Here is a 16,496-nt window from a genome sequence, read left to right on the forward strand (position 1 = left end):
AATTAAACGGATTTCACCCATTCTTCTACATATTGCAAAGCTTCCTCTGTTTTTGATGGGTCTTTGGCGCCAGCTTGAGCCATATCCGGGCGTCCGCCGCCTCCGCCTCCGCATCGGGAAGCTACTTCCTTCACCAGCTTGCCGGCATGATAGCCTTGATCCACTAAATCTTTTGTCACACCGGCGATAATATTTACCTTTTCTCCGCTTACCGCCGCGAGAACAATAATGCCTGAAGCGAGCTTTTGTTTTAATTCATCGGCCATCGTCCGCAAAGCGTTCATGTCCGGCGCTTGAACGCGGGCAGCAAGCACCTTCACTCCTTTCACTTCTTTGGCCTGGTTTAACAAGCTTCCTGCTTCTATGTTGGACAATTTTTGTGAAAGCGATTCATTTTCGCGCTGTAATTCTTTCATCTCTGCCTGAAGGCTCTCTACCTTTGCCACAATATCTTTCGGATTAGCCTTCAGCTTATGCGCCGCTTCGTTCAATCGTGCTACTTGGCTATTTAAAAATTTAAATGCCGCTTCTCCAGTGACCGCTTCAATGCGGCGGGTTCCGGCGCCAATGCCGCTTTCAGAAACAATCTTAAACAAACCGATCACTGCCGTGTTCGGCACATGACAGCCGCCGCAAAGCTCCAAGCTGTAATCTCCGACGGAAACAACGCGAACGACATCCCCGTATTTTTCGCCGAACAACGCCATTGCTCCCAGCGCTTTGGCCTCTTCTAACGATTTATGAGAAATGTCCACCGCCAGATTGCCCCATATTTTTTCGTTGACAATCCTTTCGACTTGTTCTAGCTCTTCTGGAAGGACTTGACCAAAATGTGAAAAGTCGAAACGGAGACGATCCGGAGTCACTAGTGAGCCCGCTTGATTGACATGCGCGCCAAGTACATCCTTCAAAGCCTGATGCAGCAAATGCGTCGCTGTATGGTTTTTAATGATTTTACTGCGGGAAGCCGCGTCGACTTGAGCTGTTACCTCTTGTCCCGTTTGCAGCGTGCCGGCTTCCACAATGGCATGATGCACATGCTGCCCGTTTGGAGCTTTTTTGACATCCTGAACGACCGCGCGGGTGCTGCCAGCTTCGATCGTTCCTTTATCAGCAATTTGGCCCCCGCTTTCAGCATAAAACGGCGTTTCTTCTAGAATGAATTGAACCTCATCCCCTGCAGCTGCAGACTCGACCACTTCACCGTTGACGATCATAACGGCAACCTTGGTTTTTACTGACAGCTGCTCATATCCACTGAAGCGGCTTTCTGTTTTAATCTCGCCGAGAACGCCGCCTTGGACTTGCATGGAATCCACCTCTTGACGAGCAGCGCGTGCGCGCGCCCGCTGGTTGGCCATTTCTTTATCAAAGCCTTCATGATCCACTTTCAAGCCTTCTTCTTCCGCATACTCTTCCGTTAATTCCACCGGAAAGCCGTATGTATCATATAGACGGAAGACATCCTCTCCGGCAATCTTATCCGAACCGTTATTTTTTGCGTCCTTAATGACAGATGATAATATCGTTAAGCCTTCATGAAGAGTTTCATGGAAGCGCTCTTCTTCGTTCTTAATCACTTTTTGAATGAATTCCGTTTTGGCAGCAACCTCAGGATAGAATTCCTTCATGATTTCACCGACAACCGGCACTAATTCATACATAAACGGCCGGTTGATGTTAATTTGCTTCGCATAGCGTACCGCCCGGCGCAGCAAGCGGCGCAAGACATAGCCGCGTCCCTCGTTTGATGGAAGCGCCCCGTCCCCAATAGCAAAAGCGACTGTCCGAATATGGTCTGCAATCACTTTAAACGCCACGTCTGTTTCCGCCTTCTCCCGATATTTGGCGCCTGAAATGGCTTCTGTTGCTTCAATGATCGGCAGAAATAAATCAGTGTCAAAGTTCGTCGGCACTTCTTGAACAACGGATGCCATGCGCTCCAGCCCCATGCCGGTATCAATGTTCTTCTTTGGAAGCGGCGTATAGGTGCCGTCCGGATTATGATTGAATTCAGAAAATACAAGATTCCAAATTTCTAGGTAGCGTTCATTTTCGCCGCCCGGATACAGTTCAGGATCATTTTCATCCTTTCCATATAATTCTCCGCGGTCATAGAAGATTTCTGTATTTGGTCCGCTCGGGCCCTCGCCAATATCCCAGAAGTTCCCTTCTAAACGAATAATCCGTTCTTCGGGCAAGCCGATTTCGTCATGCCAAATGCGAAACGCTTCCTCATCCTCCGGGTGAATGGTTACGGACAGCTTCTCTTTATCAAACGCTATCCATTTTTCATCCGTTAAAAACTCCCACGCCCAGTGAATCGCTTCTTTTTTGAAATATTCGCCGATGGAAAAGTTCCCGAGCATTTCAAAAAATGTATGATGTCTAGCTGTTTTTCCGACATTTTCAATATCGTTTGTACGGATGGATTTTTGAGCGTTGGCAATGCGCGGATTCTCAGGAATGACCCTGCCATCAAAATACTTCTTCAAAGTGGCGACGCCGCTGTTAATCCATAATAAACTCGGATCATCATGCGGGACAAGCGAAGCGCTCGGTTCCACTTTGTGGTTCTTCTCCTGGAAAAAGTCTAAAAACATTTGACGGATTTGGGCACCTGTTAATCTTTTCATAACAAATTCCTCCTTCATTCACATTTATTGCATAGACAGAAGACAGCAAAAAAAGCCCCGCTCCCCGGACAGGGACGAAGCTTATTCGCGGTACCACCCTGATTATGAACCGTTTCATCGTTCATCTCTCTCTTGCACCTTAACGCGGGCAAACGGCAGGGATTAACTGCTCTCCAGACTAGCTTTCTGCTATCCTTCACCTGGAATTTCTTGCAGCCGCGGAAATTCCTCTCTGACGTGCCGTAGCACTAAGGCGGACTATAACATACTTGGTCTTTCTTCGATTTAGATCATGATTACAATCGAATTATAAAAAACTTTCGTGCCTGTTGTCAATGCGGGGCTGTCTGCATCTGATCTTTCACCCGCCGATCCGCAGTGAAAGCCGCTTTTAAAATAATCAGCACTGGAACAGCCGCCACCATTCCGATGACACCGCCAAGCTCTCCCCCCGCAAACAAGGCGCCAATAATAATTAACGGATGAAGATGCAGGCTTTTACCGACAATCCAAGGGGACAATAGGTTGCCTTCGAGAAATTGCAGAACGAAGATAATAATGGCCGTATAAACCGCCATTTGAAACGACATGGTCAACGCAACGATTACGGCAGGAACCGCGCCAATCAGCGGTCCGAAATAAGGGATGACATTCGTAATTCCAATAATTAATCCAAGCAGGATCGGGTATTTCAAACCGATGACCGTAAACAATAAAGCAGCGCCAGCCCCCGCCAATAAACAGACGAACAGCTGGCCGCGAATATAGCCGCCAAGCGAAAGATCCAACTCGCTGACAAAGCGGAGCCCCCTCGTGCGCCATTTTCTTGGGGTCATTTTCCACGCCATCCTTTTAACCCTCTCGATATCCTTCAGCAAATAAAAAGAAATAAAAGGAACGATGGCCAGCAGCAGCAAAAAGTTCACGGCTTTCATCAGCAGATTCATGAAAGCTTCCACAAGATTCGCTAACCAGTTTTCAAAGCCGGTGATCCGCTTGCGAATTTGCTCCTGTACCTCTTCCGGCCAGCTTAGTGATTCCAGTTGCAAAGCGGCCACCTGTTCTTCATACATCCGGGAGATTTGCGGGGCGCTGGCCGATAATTCCTTTAGTTGGGCAATAAACAGCGGAGCTCCTTTAAACAAGGCTAAGCCGCTGATTCCGAAAAATATCAGGTAGATCATGAAAATAGCGCCTACTCGAGAAATTCCCCGCTTGACCATTTTTTGAACGAGCGGATGGAGCAAATAGGCGATAAATCCTCCTAATAAAAACGGCAGCAAGCTGATCCATATTCCGTACAAAACCGGCAGTATAACGGACCGCAGCAAGAACAGCACATACAAAATCAAGAGCGTGAGCAAGGCAGTTCCTGCCATATACAGCCACTTTAACTTTATTTTATTTTCCATCGCAGCCAAACACCCTTTTCGCAAACTGTACTTGCTCCTAGTTTGCGGTTAACTATCATGTATTTATTCATAAAATAATGGTATTCTCTTTACATACGACTACGAGTCAGCTCATAAACGAGCGATTTTCTCGCCGTGGGACAGCTGTTTGTCCATCTATTTTAAAAAAACGGTCTCATCAAAAGAGCATCTTTTTGGTATAGCTTATCAACCAAGCTGATTTCGTACGCGCATTTTTACTATTATTCAAAAAAAGGGAGCCGAATACCAGTACATGTTTGATCATCAATGGGAAACGATTGTACCGATTATAAAAACAATTGACGTAAAGGCTTATTCCGATAACCGACTTGTAGAGGTCGGTTCGCTTCCAAGCCGCTTGCGATGTATCGGCAGAGGCACAGATGCGGCTGTATTCATCCATGAGCAGCATCCTGGTTTCGTGTTTAAGGTCTATGCCGACGGAAAAGAACAAACGCAAAAAAACGAAGAGGAAGCCTATCGAAAACTGAATAATCATCCTTACTTTTCTGCCTTTTACGGGTCTGGGGATGGGTGTATCGTCATCAGCTATGAACCGGGACCCAATCTGTATGAGTGCCTGACATCAGGCGTTTTCATTCCGCCCCGGGTCATTGAGCAAGTGGATGAGGCAATTGCTTACGCAAAGGAACAGGGACTGAACCCTCGAGATATTCATTTAAAAAATATCATTATGCAGCCCCATTCCATTAAGCTGATTGATCTATCCGAATATGTGTTGCCTGGAAATGATAAGCGCTGGGAACATTTAAAGGAAGCTTACCAAAAGTACTATCCCTTTTTGAAATCCCGCAAAATCCCGGAAGAGATTCTAGACTATATCAAAGCTTATTATGAGCAAAACCCAACGCCGCATTTGCCGGCCTCATTATTCAAGCGGATACTTTCGCTTTTTTCAGGCAAAAGGGAAGGATGAAAAAAAGGGATGTCTTCTTGCGACATCCCTTTTTATGATGCGCTGGGGCTCTCGGCTATGATGATCTGACTGCCAGCCCCTTGCGCTTTTCTTTGTCCAGCTGCAGGTCTTTGCGCAAGCTCCTCCCCATCCAGGCAAAACGCCTTTCTGTGTGGATCGTCTTGTGCTGAAGGCGGGGCATTTCCAGCCCCTTCCGCTTTTCCTGTCTAAAACAACCTTCTCATTCTTCTGGCCATTCTGCGGCCGAATGTGGAGTTATTGCGGTTGATCATCGCCATCATCGCCATTCCAGCGCCTAATCCGACTAAGGAAGTCATTGTTCTTGTCATGGATATCCGCCTCCGTTTATAGGATTGTTTGACTGCGTGAGCTGCAGCTTGCCATCGAACGCTCAACCCCCTAACAGGCAAAAAAGAACACCCTTTTATCCGGCTCTTTTGATAGGGGTCAAAGGGCAGCAATTTGGCTGCTATAGTGGATGAGCGCGTATTGCTTTCTGTCGTCAGCTCATTTTTCTTTGTTCTTCTTCAAACAGGTCATCGAGAGAGCTTAAGGATCCGTCCTCTTCGACCTGGTGAGTAAAGATCATGTTATTGCTGACAGAAAGTTCGATAAAGCAATTCCAGCAATAGTATTGACTAGTGCCGATTTTTCCGATTTCTTTACTGCAACAGTTTGGGCATTGCATATGGTGCCACCTCGCACACTTATTAGCTTTTTGCTAACAGGGTGTCCGTCATCGAGGAATTTTATACCTGTCCCCAAGGCTAATTCAGCTTTAGCGGACAGGTTTATTATTTTCTCATTCTAAAAAATCATAAGGCGAAATGTTTTCCATGCCGATCATCGGATCGATCGCCAGCATCGTCTCCTCTGTTAATTGCAGAGGCTGCTTGTGATTCGTTCCTTCTGTCGTTTTGGCAGAAAGCACCGCAAGCAGTTTTTCTTTCAGGGTAGTTTTTCTTATGAGGTCATCCGTGCGCTCAATCCCCATGCGAAACGCTTCTTCTTCCCCGCATAGAATCAAAAACTGCTTGCTCCGAGTAATGGCCGTATACAGCAAGTTGCGGCGTAGCATGCGATAATAGCTCTTCACGACCGGCAAAATCACAATGGGGAATTCGCTTCCTTGCGATTTATGAATGGAGCAGCAAAAGGCATGAGTGATCTGATTTAACTCCGACCTCGTATAGGTCACTTCATTGCCGTCGTAAGAAACGATCAGCATATCTTGCTTTTCCGTGTTTTCTTTGGCATAAAAAACGGAAACCACTTCTCCAATGTCCCCATTAAAAATATTCTGATCGGGCTGATTGATAAGCTGGAGGACTTTATCCCCTATTCGGTACTGCACATCTCCAAAGGCCAGCTGCTTTCTCGTTCCATCCGGGTTGGGATTGAAAATCTCCTGCAGCAGCTCATTGAGACGGTCAATTCCCGCTGGCCCTTTGTACATCGGCGCCAACACTTGAATATCCTTTGCGGTAAAACCCTTTTTGATTGCGTTTTTCACGACCTGCTTCACAACATCCGGAATTTGCTGAGCGCGGCACGTCAAAAATGACCGATCCTTCTGTTGTTTAGCGATATTGGCTGACAAACGGCCATTTTTTATTTCATGGGCCAATTCAATAATGGAGGAGCCTTCCTCTTGACGATAAATATCCTTCAGCTTAACGGCCGGAATCACTTCTGAAGCTAAAAGATCCTTCAGTACTTGGCCCGGACCAACCGACGGCAGCTGATCTTCATCTCCAACCAAAACGACTTGAATATCGTCAGGCAGCGCTTTAAATAATTGGTGAGCAAGCCAAATATCCACCATGGACATTTCGTCAATAATCACCAGCCGTCCTTTGATTTCTCGAGCTTCCTCTTCATCAAATGACTCCTGCCCGTTAAAGCCGAGCAGCCGGTGAATCGTCACAGCAGGAAGACCGGTTGATTCGGCCATGCGCTTAGCAGCCCGTCCAGTCGGCGCAGCCAGCTTAATCGGAAAAGGCTCCTCCTTATCATAGCTTCTCGGGTCGAGCGAACAGCCGTGAAGCTCAGCATATAATTCAACAATCCCCTTAATGACGGTTGTTTTCCCAGTTCCGGGCCCTCCCGTCAGCAGCATGAGCGGAGACATGAGCGCCGTTTGAATGGCTTCCTTTTGCGAAGGGGCATATTGCACGCCTGTTCGCTCCTCCAACTCTCCAAGCGCCAGCAAAAATTCCGACTCAGGAAATTGGCCTGCGTATTGAGTCTGCTTTAAGAGCCGCTCAATCTTCGTCACCAGCCCTTTTTCAGAGAAAAATAAAGACGGCAAATATACGCGCTGATCCTCCCCGATCACTTTTCCTTCCTCCTCCAAAGCGATCAGCTGATTGGCGATCGTTTCGAAGGAAACGGGCTCTTTTCCATTTTTCTCAAGAAGAGCTTTTACCGATTTTAATAACGGCTCAGCCTCCAGATAGCAGTGGCCTTCTTGCAAGCATTGCTGCTCAATAGTGAAAAGAATGCCCGCTTTGATTCGGTCAGGATGTTCTCCTTGAATACCGACCTGAGCACCTAGTTCATCTGCGCGCCCAAAACCGATTCCTTCAATATCCTCCACCAGCTTATATGGATTTTGTTGTATTATTTCAATGGCTTGCTGCTGGTATACTTGAAAGATTTTCATGGAAAGCTGCGGGCCGAAGCCGTATTGATTTAAAGCGACCATGATCTGCTCAAGACCTTGATACTCGAACAGCGTCTCATATAGCTTTTGCGCTTTATCCGCAGATAAACGCGGAACCTCCTCAAGCACAGCAGGATTCTCTAAAATCTTGGGGATCGCCTGCTCGCCAAGCGTTTCTACAATTTGCTCAGCCGTCTTTTTTCCAATGCCTTTAAACAGCTCACTGGATAAATAATTGATAATCCCCTGCTTCGTCTGCGGAATTTCCTTTTGCGCGTATTTGGCATGAAACTGGCGGCCAAATTTCGGATGATCGATAAATGCTCCGTAGAACACGTACGTTTCCTGTTCATGAATTTGCGGGAAATAGCCGGTAACAACCGCTTCCTTCTCCTCATACGCATCATTCGTTTCCATCACGCGAATGCGTATAACTGAATAGAGATTGTCTTTGTTATGGAAGATTGTGACAAGATGGCGCCCTTTGATATATTTTTCCCCATCTTCGAACAGGTCCATGGAGTTTTGTTCCACACGTGCCACCCCTTCACTTTTCAGCTTTCTTCTGTTGCTTTTTCAATCATTTTCTTGCCATAGCCAGCTAGCGCATGGTCCGGCTGCACGTCTAATGCACGGTTGAACATCTCGATCGCCTTCTTTGCATCGTTTACGTGTCCGGCATAAGCCACACCTAAATTATAATACGCATCAGCGTGCTCCGGTTCTGCCTTAACCACCTGTTCCAGCTGTTTAATCGCTTCGTCATATACCTTTGCTTTCGCTAAGGCAAGTCCAAACTGAAAGCGTGCCTCCACATCTTCTTCGTTCAATTCAACCGCCCGCTGCAAATAGGGCAAAGCAAATGTCGCTTGATCAAGCTGCATGAAAGTTAAGCCCAGCATAAAAAAGGCGTCGCTTTCCTGCAGCCCCTTCTGCACGGCTTGCTCAAATTGCTTGCAGGCTTCTTCCAAATGATTCTGCTCATATAAAAAGGTGCCAAAGGCGTAATAAGCCGCGCCGGCATCTGGATCCACCTCAATTGCTTTGCGGTAAAATGCCTCCGCGCGTTGCAGTTCACCAACGGCTGAAAGCACATGGCCGAAGTTGATATACGCCGTCGGATCTTCAGGCGCTTCTTCAATTCTCTCTGTAAATAACTTAAGAGCCTCTTCCACTTTCCCTTGCTGAAGATACTCAATTCCTTGTAAATTCTTATCCATACTCCACCTCTACACGCTTTAATAAAAAAATTATATCATACAGAAAAAGCCTTAAAAGCAACGAAGTGCTTTTTAAGGCTTTTTCTTGCGGCTACCCAACGTATGTCAGGCGCTCGCCATTTTTAAACACTTGATCAATGGTTCCTCCGCCAAGACAAACATCCCCGTCGTAAAATACAGCCGCCTGACCCGGCGTAACCGCGCGAGCCGGCTCATGAAAGTCCACTTTGACCTTGTTGTTTTCGAGCAGATGCACCGTCACCTTGCTGTCTTTCTGGCGATAGCGGAATTTCGCTGTGCATTCAAACGAACTCGGCTTGGGCTCATTCGACACCCAGTTGATCTGATCTGCAATCAATGAGTCCGAATAAAGCAGCCCGTTATGAAAGCCTTGCTCCACGTAAAGGATATTCTTCTCCAAATCCTTTCCGACAACAAACCAAGGGTCCCCCGAACCGCCGATGCCAAGGCCATGCCGCTGACCGATGGTATAGTACATCAACCCATCATGCTGGCCCTTCACCTCGCCATCCATAGTAGACATAGGACCAGGCTGGGCCGGAAAATAACCGCTTAAAAATTCCTTGAAATTGCGTTCACCGATGAAGCAAATACCCGTGCTGTCTTTTTTCGTTGCCGTCGCAAGATTCGCATGTTTGGCAATTTCACGGACTTGCTTCTTATTTATGCCGCCAATGGGAAACAGAACCTTCTGTAATTGCTCTTGCTGCAATTGATTCAAGAAGTAGGTCTGATCTTTATTTTCATCCAGCCCCCGCAGCATTTTCACTTCTTTTTCGCTGCGGTCAATTCGCGCATAATGGCCGGTTGCCAAGTAATCCGCCCCTAGCTTAAGGGCATGCTCTAAAAACGCTTTGAATTTAATTTCTTTATTGCACATCACATCGGGATTTGGCGTGCGTCCCGCTTTATATTCATCCAGGAAATAAGTAAATACCTTATCCCAGTACTGCTTCTCAAAATTCACTGCATAATAAGGAATGCCGATTTGGTTGCATACCCGTATCACATCTTCATAATCTTCCGTTGCTGTGCAGACGCCATTCTCATCCGTATCGTCCCAATTTTTCATGAAAATGCCGATGACGTCATACCCCTGCTCTTTTAATAAGAGCGCGGCAACCGAAGAATCCACTCCGCCGGACATTCCAACAACGACTCGAGTATCTTTCGGTGCTTTTTCCATTCATTCCACTCTCTTTCCAAAAATCAGGAAATCCGCCTAGCTCCGCGTTAAACGGGCAGTAATTTGCGCGAGGGCTCTTCCTGCTTGATCAATTTGTGCCTCCGTTGTCGTAAAGCCAAAGCTGAAACGGATCGAATTGCGCAGACGATCGGAATCCTTGCCGAACATGGCGACAAGCACATGGGAGGGCTCAATAGATCCCGCAGTGCAGGCCGATCCGCTTGAAGCAGCAATCCCTTCCAGGTCTAAGTTTACGAGCATAGCCTCTACATCCGTTCCAGTGAAGCTTAAGTTTATCACGTGGGGAAGCGCTTGTTCAAGCGATCCGTTCAGCTGAAAGTCCACTTCGTGCGCCGTTAATCTATCGATGAGCTGCTTTTTAAAACCGATGTACTTCTTTGCTTTTTCTCTGCGTGCTTGACCTGCTAACTCGACAGCTTTGGCAAAACCAGCGATCGCAGGAACATTTTCTGTTCCAGCGCGCCGCTTTCTTTCCTGTTCCCCGCCGAAAATCCCTGGGGACAGCGGGAGGCCTTCTCTGGCATATAAAAAGCCAATCCCTTTTGGGCCGTTTATTTTATGACCAGAGGCGGACAATAAATCAATATGCTCCCTCTTCACATCGATGTCCAACAATCCGTAAGCCTGTACGGCATCCGTGTGGAAGGAAGCCTGGTGATCCTTAAGCACTTCACCAATCTCGGAAATCGGCTGAATCGTCCCCACCTCGTTGTTCCCATACATCACGGAAACGAGAATGGTATCCTCTCTTAACGCGGCCTGTACAGCATCCGGCTGTACCAATCCCATTTCATCCACCGGCAAGTACGTCACGTCAAATCCTTCTTTTTCCAGCTGCTCACATGTATGAAGTACAGCATGATGCTCGATCGCTGTTGTAATAATATGGCGGCCCTTGTCCTTCATGGCCCGGACAGTACCGATGATCGCAAGGTTATCCGCTTCCGTTCCGCCGCTTGTGAAAATGATTTCGTTAAAGTCCGCTCCTACACTGGCGGCAATTGCTGTTCTTGCCGTATCGACGACATGCCGGGCAGCTCTGCCGAATGAGTGAATGCTTGACGGGTTGCCAAACACTTCTGCCATCTGAGCAGCCATCACATCCATCACTTCGGGATGAACAGGCGACGTTGCCGCATGGTCTAAATAAATTCGTTCCAATTTTGTCACTCCTTATATGTAAAACATATAACCATCTGATTCGCCATGGTCGGTATGTTTAGCTAAATCATCCAGTGTTGTATTTTCTAAAACATCTTTAATAGCATCGCTAATGCGTATCCACAGTTCGCGTTTAGCCGGCTCTTCATCTTCAATTCCCTCGACAAGGCTAATCGGCCCTTCCAATACGCGCATAATATCTCCCGCCGTAATGTCTTTCGGATCTCTTCCCAGCACATAACCGCCGTAAGCCCCGCGGATGCTGCGTACCAGCCCTGAATTGCGCAAAGGAGCAATCAGCTGTTCCAAATAATGCTCAGATAAGTTATGCACCCCAGCGATCACCCGCAATGAGGTGGGCCCTTCCCCATGCCTCTTTGCCAGTTCAATCATGATTGTTAATCCATATCTTCCTTTAGTTGAAATCCTCATTTATTTACACCTCTGTTATGTTCTTCTTTCCTATGGTTTCCTCTATTGATTAGTATATATGAAATCCGTTCATATTGTGGCAATGAAATACTGGCAATCTTGCCGACCGCCCAGGCGATATCCGGAGCAGCCAGACCCATTCCGCTCCTTACATAGGCGGCCTGCCGCGCAGATCCGCCCTAAGATACGCGCGAACAAACCGGCGGCAAGGTTCAACACATCTGCTTAAACAGACCGAATCCCAAGCGTCAACCCCCATTGCTCTTAAAGATGAGCATGATAACACTAAGAGACATAGCGAACAAGCCAATCCTAAAAAATTATCAGCCTCACCATCGGAATCCCCTGCTTTTTCCTCTACATGATCCCATTCTTTATTACTTCGACTTTAACAGTCGTCAGCCTTCGCTATTATAGCATAGAACCCTGATCAAAAAACATGATCGCTTCCTTTTAGATATGATAAAGTGAAGGAAACACCCGATTGAAAGAAATGAGGAATGACAAAGATGAAACCACTGGCCTTTCGTATGCGCCCGCGCACCATTGAAGAAATTATTGGACAGAGTCACCTGGTCGGTGAAGGGAAAATCATCCGCCGAATGGTGGCAGCTAAGCAACTGTCTTCTATGATCTTGTATGGTCCCCCCGGCATTGGAAAAACCTCCATTGCCAGTGCTATCGCCGGCAGCACACAATACGCTTTTCGTACATTAAACGCTGTCACTAGCAATAAAAAGGACATGGAAATTGTGGCGGCAGAAGCCAAAATGTCTGGAAAGGTGATTTTATTGCTTGATGAGGTCCATAGACTTGATAAAGCAAAGCAAGATTTTTTGCTGCCATTTTTAGAAAACGGGATGATTACATTGATCGGCGCAACGACAAGCAACCCTTATCACGCCATTAATCCGGCGATTCGCAGTCGCTGCCAAATTTTCGAATTGCATCCGCTTACAGCAGAACAGATTAAAGAAACGCTGCAGCGGGCATTACATGATCAAGAGCGAGGGCTTGGCAAATACAGAGTGATCATGGATGAAAAAGCGCTCAATCATTTGGCGCAGGCGAGCGGCGGCGATGTCCGCAGCTCATTAAATGCGCTTGAACTGGCCGTCTTATCCACTCCGCCAAATGAAGAGGGGGATATTCTAATCAGCCGTGAAATAGCAGAAGAATGTCTGCAAAAGAAGAGCTTTTCCCACGATAAAGACGGCGATGCCCATTATGATGTATTAAGCGCTTTTCAAAAATCCATCCGGGGAAGCGATGCCAACGCGGCGCTTCATTATTTAGCAAGACTAATCGAAGCCGGCGACTTGCCCAGCATTTCAAGAAGACTGCTTGTTATTGCCTACGAGGATGTTGGACTTGCCAGCCCGCAAGCCGGACAGCGGACACTTGCCGCCATTCAAACAGCGGAAAAAATCGGCTTTCCGGAAGCCCGGATTCCGCTGGCGGCAGCTGTGATTGAACTATGTTTATCCCCCAAATCCAATTCCGCCATCCAGGCCATCGATGCCGCGCTCGCTGATATCCGTGCCGGCAAGAGCGGCGATGTGCCGGACCATTTAAAGGATGCCCACTACAAAGGGGCAAAAGAGCTGGGACGAGGAGTATCTTATCAGTATCCGCATGATTTTGATAACGGCTGGGTTAAGCAGCAGTACCTTCCTAACGCTTTAAAGTACAAACGCTATTATGAGCCGAAGAATACAGGCAAGTTTGAACAAAGCCTTTCAACCATCTATGAAAAAATCGAGAAAAGCAAATAAGAGACGGAAGGTGCGGCGGAGGGCCTACCGGGCTGGAAGGATACAAAGTTCGGTCAATAAAAGCAGAACCTTCTCCGTCATCTTCCCCCTTCTCCTCCCCTTCCTAAGAAGTTTCTAGCCGCCATTTTAGACTTAAAGAAGAGGGGCTGATCTTTTCTTGTCTGCAGCCCGTGCAAAAACCTGCATCCCCAGCCAACTTATGTTACAATTTGGATAAAATGGGCGCCTGTGCATCAGCCTCCTCCTGAAGCGAGCGAGGATGGCGGGGCTGTAACGCCACGGTCTATTCTTTCTTCATTTAGCATCCGGCAAGAAGCTAATCAATAGAATACAAGAATCAGCTAAACCGCCTTCTCATCCATCTATAGACGGTGTATTTGCGATATGTTCTTCTGAACAGGAACAAGACAACTCAAAAAAGAAAGGAAGATTTCTATTTTGAAAGATCAATTAAAACAGAAAGCAGAGCGAATCGGTCATGTTCCTTCCAGCTATGAACTTGAGATAGAAGATTATCAGGAAGAACGGGCGCTGTTTTTTTGGAAAAGCCCTCTGAGCGAAGAAGAGGGAATCTGGGTCGAATTAAATGAGAAAGGGCAATTGATCGATTTGACTAAATATACAGCTCTTCATTCGGCTGAAGATCCGCTGCCAATTGAGAGGCTGAAAACGCTCGCTCTTGAATATGTCACCAGCCATTATCCAAATGCACTCGAACAATTTACTTTCGAGGACATCCACAATCAGGAGGATGACCTTCTGCAGATCACTTACAAGCAACTGGAGCTGGGAAAATACCTTCCTCACACCGGCTTTTCCATTGCCATCACGAAAAGCGGAGAAATCATCCGCTTTCTTTATGACGGATTGGCAGACAAGATCGTTTATCCTGAAAGAGTGATCGCAGCCCATGAAGCAAGAGCCATATTATTGCGGCATTTGCAGATGAATTTAAAAATAGCGGTGCTCAGCCGCGAATTATATGAAAACGGTGATGATTTGCCCCATCTTGTGTATGAACCAGGCTATCATCTTTATCAGCTGCGCGCGGATGGGATCACCGCTAAGCCTGAGCCAGAATGCGAAGAGACCGCTGGTGAGCTGCTTCCGCTTCTGAAGCCAGCCCCTTCCATGAAAAAGACCGAGGAATTTATCGGCCTGGACCGCTCCATGTTCAAGCCGGTTCGAAAGCGGGATTTGGGAGAGACCATCGGTACTGTCTATCAGGCGGAGGGGGCGGAAGCAGAGATGGGAGACCGCAGTTTGGACTGCTTTTTACGGCAGAGAAACGACCATACCCTCAAGCTAAAGACCGATAAAAACAGCGGTCAGCTAAAAGGAATGTTCTCTTTTCTTGAGCGCGAAGGGAACCTGCAATTAAGCATTCCAGAATGTGAAGAGATCGCTCTGCAGTTTTTATATCATCTTTATCCGGAGGCGGATCAATGTTTCCGGATGCAAGCGGAGAAGGTTGAAAATGATAAGAGAGTTGGTTTTCATTTTGTTCTGCAGCACGAAGGCATATATGTAGACGCCGGTCATACACATATTTGTGTAAACCGCTCAACCGGACTGATTGATCACTATCTTGGACCGGATATTGATCCGCAACAGATCCGCACTATTCCAACCGAGCCTGGAATTTCAGCACAGACAGCAAAGGAACGTTTCATCCGCTTAGCAGATGTCAAGCTGATGTGGCAAAAAGAATATCCTGAAGATGCTCGGGAATTCTATCAGCTCGTGTATTGCTTGGATTTTCCATCTCTTAGCGGAAATGCGGTGTTTATCGAAGCCGAAAAGGGAGAAGTCATCATTTCCAAAAAGCTATGCAGATAATGACAGAGCTGCCCCGAAAGTCAGGTTGTCACGACTTTCGGGGCAGCTCTTAAAGATTAAGCAGCGACATCTCTCTTGGAGAAGATAGTGAACGCCAGCACATGAAAAATAATAAAGTAAACAGCTAATACTGTAAGTGAAAATCCAAGCGTCATGCCATCAACTAGGACCCTGCCGGTTTCAAACTGCAATAAGTCGGTGTTGGCAAATAATGAGTATTTTGCCCAATCATACTTCATGGCAATCAACCCTGTTACACTAGGACCCATGAATAACAGGAACATGGCAATCCCAATGGCTAATGAGCTGCTGCGGAAGGCTGCTGAAATCATAAAGGCCATCGTAGCCATCATAAAGACACTAATGGATTGCAATAAATACAATTTGGCCAAGTGAAGAACGAGACTTTGTTCAACCACCTTACCGCCTTCATAAGCAAGATGAACGGATTGTCCGGAAGTACCAAACAAGATCGCTCCGATTAAAGATGAAAGCAAGAACAGAACAGCCATCATAAACAATCCGAATAAGACGACTCCTAAATATTTGGAAAGAAGAATTTTCGGACGGCTGATCGGACGAATGAGCAGCAGTTTAATCGTTCCCCACGTGTATTCGCTGGCCACACTTCCAGCCGCGATAATAATCATAAACAAACCGACAAAGTTAAGAAGCTGAGCATTATCTTCTATGAATGTCCACATCGTCGTCTTCACATCGGCTGGCACATCATTTTGTAAACGATATTCATTCACCTTAATTTGACCTTTAATATATTCTTTTTGATCCTTCGTCATATATGAATCTTCTTTCAATTGCTTCTGATAGCCAGCAATCTCCGCTTTCACTACTTGCTCCCAGTTTGCCTGCTCTTGCTGCTTGCTGTCACTATACTTTGTTAAGCCAGCAATACCGGCAACCATCAGTACCAGCAGCCCAATCATGACATATGTGCCCGGCCGCTTAAATATTTTGATCCATTCGTTTTTTATCAATCGAAACATTAGATGGATACCCCCTGTTTTTCAGTGATTTCTAGGAAGCGTTCTTCCAGTGTTTTCGATACTTGTTTGACCTCGTAAATGCGGATGCCGCTTTGAGCAAGCATCGTCACAATATCCGGAATTTGCTCCTTTTTGCTTTCGATAATGAGTCGCCCTTCGGAAATCT

General features: G+C 46.7%; 13 protein-coding genes. 3 read left to right on the top strand and 10 right to left on the bottom strand.

Annotated elements, in window-relative coordinates; all coding sequences use genetic code 11:
* Positions 1-2 precede the first annotated feature (2 nt).
* Together alaS and CEF20_RS09945 are read right to left on the bottom strand one after the other, a co-directional pair.
* The gene (alaS, locus tag CEF20_RS09940; protein WP_100331662.1) at positions 3-2,636 is read right to left on the bottom strand and encodes an alanine--tRNA ligase; all 2,634 of its coding nucleotides are present in this window, start codon (positions 2,634-2,636) and stop codon (positions 3-5) included.
* A gap of 332 nt (positions 2,637-2,968) precedes the next feature.
* Positions 2,969-4,048, bottom strand: a complete 1,080-nt coding sequence (locus CEF20_RS09945; protein ID WP_232713426.1) for an AI-2E family transporter — start codon at positions 4,046-4,048, stop codon at positions 2,969-2,971.
* Positions 4,049-4,322: 274 nt separating this feature from the next.
* On the opposite strand from CEF20_RS09945, the gene CEF20_RS09950 reads away from it, so the two are divergent.
* Positions 4,323-5,006 carry a serine/threonine protein kinase gene (locus CEF20_RS09950; RefSeq protein ID WP_100331663.1) on the top strand — a complete coding sequence of 228 codons (684 nt, stop codon included), beginning with the start codon at positions 4,323-4,325 and terminating at the stop codon, positions 5,004-5,006.
* Positions 5,007-5,212: 206 nt separating this feature from the next.
* Here the strand turns inward: CEF20_RS09950 and CEF20_RS09955 are convergent, their stop codons facing one another.
* The 7 genes from CEF20_RS09955 to cymR form a co-directional block, all read right to left on the bottom strand.
* Positions 5,213-5,335 carry a DUF3918 family protein gene (locus CEF20_RS09955; protein WP_100331664.1) on the bottom strand — a complete coding sequence of 41 codons (123 nt, stop codon included), beginning with the start codon at positions 5,333-5,335 and terminating at the stop codon, positions 5,213-5,215.
* A gap of 173 nt (positions 5,336-5,508) precedes the next feature.
* Positions 5,509-5,694, bottom strand: coding sequence for a hypothetical protein (locus CEF20_RS17080; RefSeq protein ID WP_100331665.1), 186 nt, complete (start codon positions 5,692-5,694; stop codon positions 5,509-5,511).
* 114 nt (positions 5,695-5,808) lie between these two features.
* Positions 5,809-8,190: an SF1B family DNA helicase RecD2 gene (gene recD2, locus CEF20_RS09965; protein WP_100332077.1), complete on the bottom strand. Its 2,382-nt coding sequence runs from the start codon at positions 8,188-8,190 to the stop codon at positions 5,809-5,811.
* 35 nt (positions 8,191-8,225) lie between these two features.
* Positions 8,226-8,891 (bottom strand): tetratricopeptide repeat protein, encoded by a 666-nt coding sequence (locus CEF20_RS09970; RefSeq protein ID WP_100331666.1) that lies wholly within the window; start codon positions 8,889-8,891, stop codon positions 8,226-8,228.
* Positions 8,892-8,982: 91 nt separating this feature from the next.
* A complete protein-coding gene (gene mnmA, locus CEF20_RS09975) occupies positions 8,983-10,098 on the bottom strand; it encodes a tRNA 2-thiouridine(34) synthase MnmA (protein ID WP_100331667.1) in 1,116 nt (371 codons plus the stop codon).
* A gap of 36 nt (positions 10,099-10,134) precedes the next feature.
* Positions 10,135-11,280 (bottom strand): cysteine desulfurase family protein, encoded by a 1,146-nt coding sequence (locus tag CEF20_RS09980; protein ID WP_100331668.1) that lies wholly within the window; start codon positions 11,278-11,280, stop codon positions 10,135-10,137.
* Between the two features lie 12 nt (positions 11,281-11,292).
* On the bottom strand, positions 11,293-11,712 hold the full coding sequence (cymR, locus tag CEF20_RS09985; protein ID WP_100331669.1) for a cysteine metabolism transcriptional regulator CymR: 420 nt from the start codon (positions 11,710-11,712) through the stop codon (positions 11,293-11,295).
* A gap of 509 nt (positions 11,713-12,221) precedes the next feature.
* Here cymR and CEF20_RS09990 point away from each other — a divergent pair.
* Together CEF20_RS09990 and CEF20_RS09995 are read left to right on the top strand one after the other, a co-directional pair.
* Complete coding sequence (locus CEF20_RS09990; RefSeq protein WP_100331670.1) at positions 12,222-13,487, top strand: replication-associated recombination protein A; 1,266 nt, start codon at positions 12,222-12,224, stop codon at positions 13,485-13,487.
* A 438-nt stretch (positions 13,488-13,925) separates the two neighbouring features.
* On the top strand, positions 13,926-15,326 hold the full coding sequence (locus CEF20_RS09995; RefSeq protein ID WP_157796242.1) for a YcdB/YcdC domain-containing protein: 1,401 nt from the start codon (positions 13,926-13,928) through the stop codon (positions 15,324-15,326).
* A gap of 56 nt (positions 15,327-15,382) precedes the next feature.
* On the opposite strand, the gene CEF20_RS10000 is transcribed toward CEF20_RS09995, so the two are convergent.
* Positions 15,383-16,330, bottom strand: a complete 948-nt coding sequence (locus tag CEF20_RS10000; RefSeq protein ID WP_100331672.1) for an ABC transporter permease — start codon at positions 16,328-16,330, stop codon at positions 15,383-15,385.
* Between the last annotated feature and the right edge of the window lie 166 nt (positions 16,331-16,496).

It is taken from the genome of Bacillus xiapuensis (assembly GCF_002797355.1).
Classification (GTDB): Bacteria; Bacillota; Bacilli; order Bacillales; family Domibacillaceae; genus Bacillus_CE; species Bacillus_CE xiapuensis.

Excerpts from the sequence above, each read along its gene's own strand:
- alaS (WP_100331662.1), bottom strand. The coding sequence starts at position 2,636 with ATGAAAAGATTAACAGGTGCCCAAATCCGTCAAATGTTTTTAGACTTT.
- CEF20_RS09945 (WP_232713426.1), bottom strand. The coding sequence starts at position 4,048 with ATGGAAAATAAAATAAAGTTAAAGTGGCTGTATATGGCAGGAACTGCC.
- CEF20_RS09950 (WP_100331663.1), top strand. The coding sequence starts at position 4,323 with ATGTTTGATCATCAATGGGAAACGATTGTACCGATTATAAAAACAATT.
- CEF20_RS09955 (WP_100331664.1), bottom strand. The coding sequence starts at position 5,335 with ATGACAAGAACAATGACTTCCTTAGTCGGATTAGGCGCTGGAATGGCG.
- CEF20_RS17080 (WP_100331665.1), bottom strand. The coding sequence starts at position 5,694 with ATGCAATGCCCAAACTGTTGCAGTAAAGAAATCGGAAAAATCGGCACT.
- recD2 (WP_100332077.1), bottom strand. The coding sequence starts at position 8,190 with ATGGACCTGTTCGAAGATGGGGAAAAATATATCAAAGGGCGCCATCTT.
- CEF20_RS09970 (WP_100331666.1), bottom strand. The coding sequence starts at position 8,891 with ATGGATAAGAATTTACAAGGAATTGAGTATCTTCAGCAAGGGAAAGTG.
- mnmA (WP_100331667.1), bottom strand. The coding sequence starts at position 10,098 with ATGGAAAAAGCACCGAAAGATACTCGAGTCGTTGTTGGAATGTCCGGC.
- cymR (WP_100331669.1), bottom strand. The coding sequence starts at position 11,712 with ATGAGGATTTCAACTAAAGGAAGATATGGATTAACAATCATGATTGAA.
- CEF20_RS09990 (WP_100331670.1), top strand. The coding sequence starts at position 12,222 with ATGAAACCACTGGCCTTTCGTATGCGCCCGCGCACCATTGAAGAAATT.
- CEF20_RS10000 (WP_100331672.1), bottom strand. The coding sequence starts at position 16,330 with ATGTTTCGATTGATAAAAAACGAATGGATCAAAATATTTAAGCGGCCG.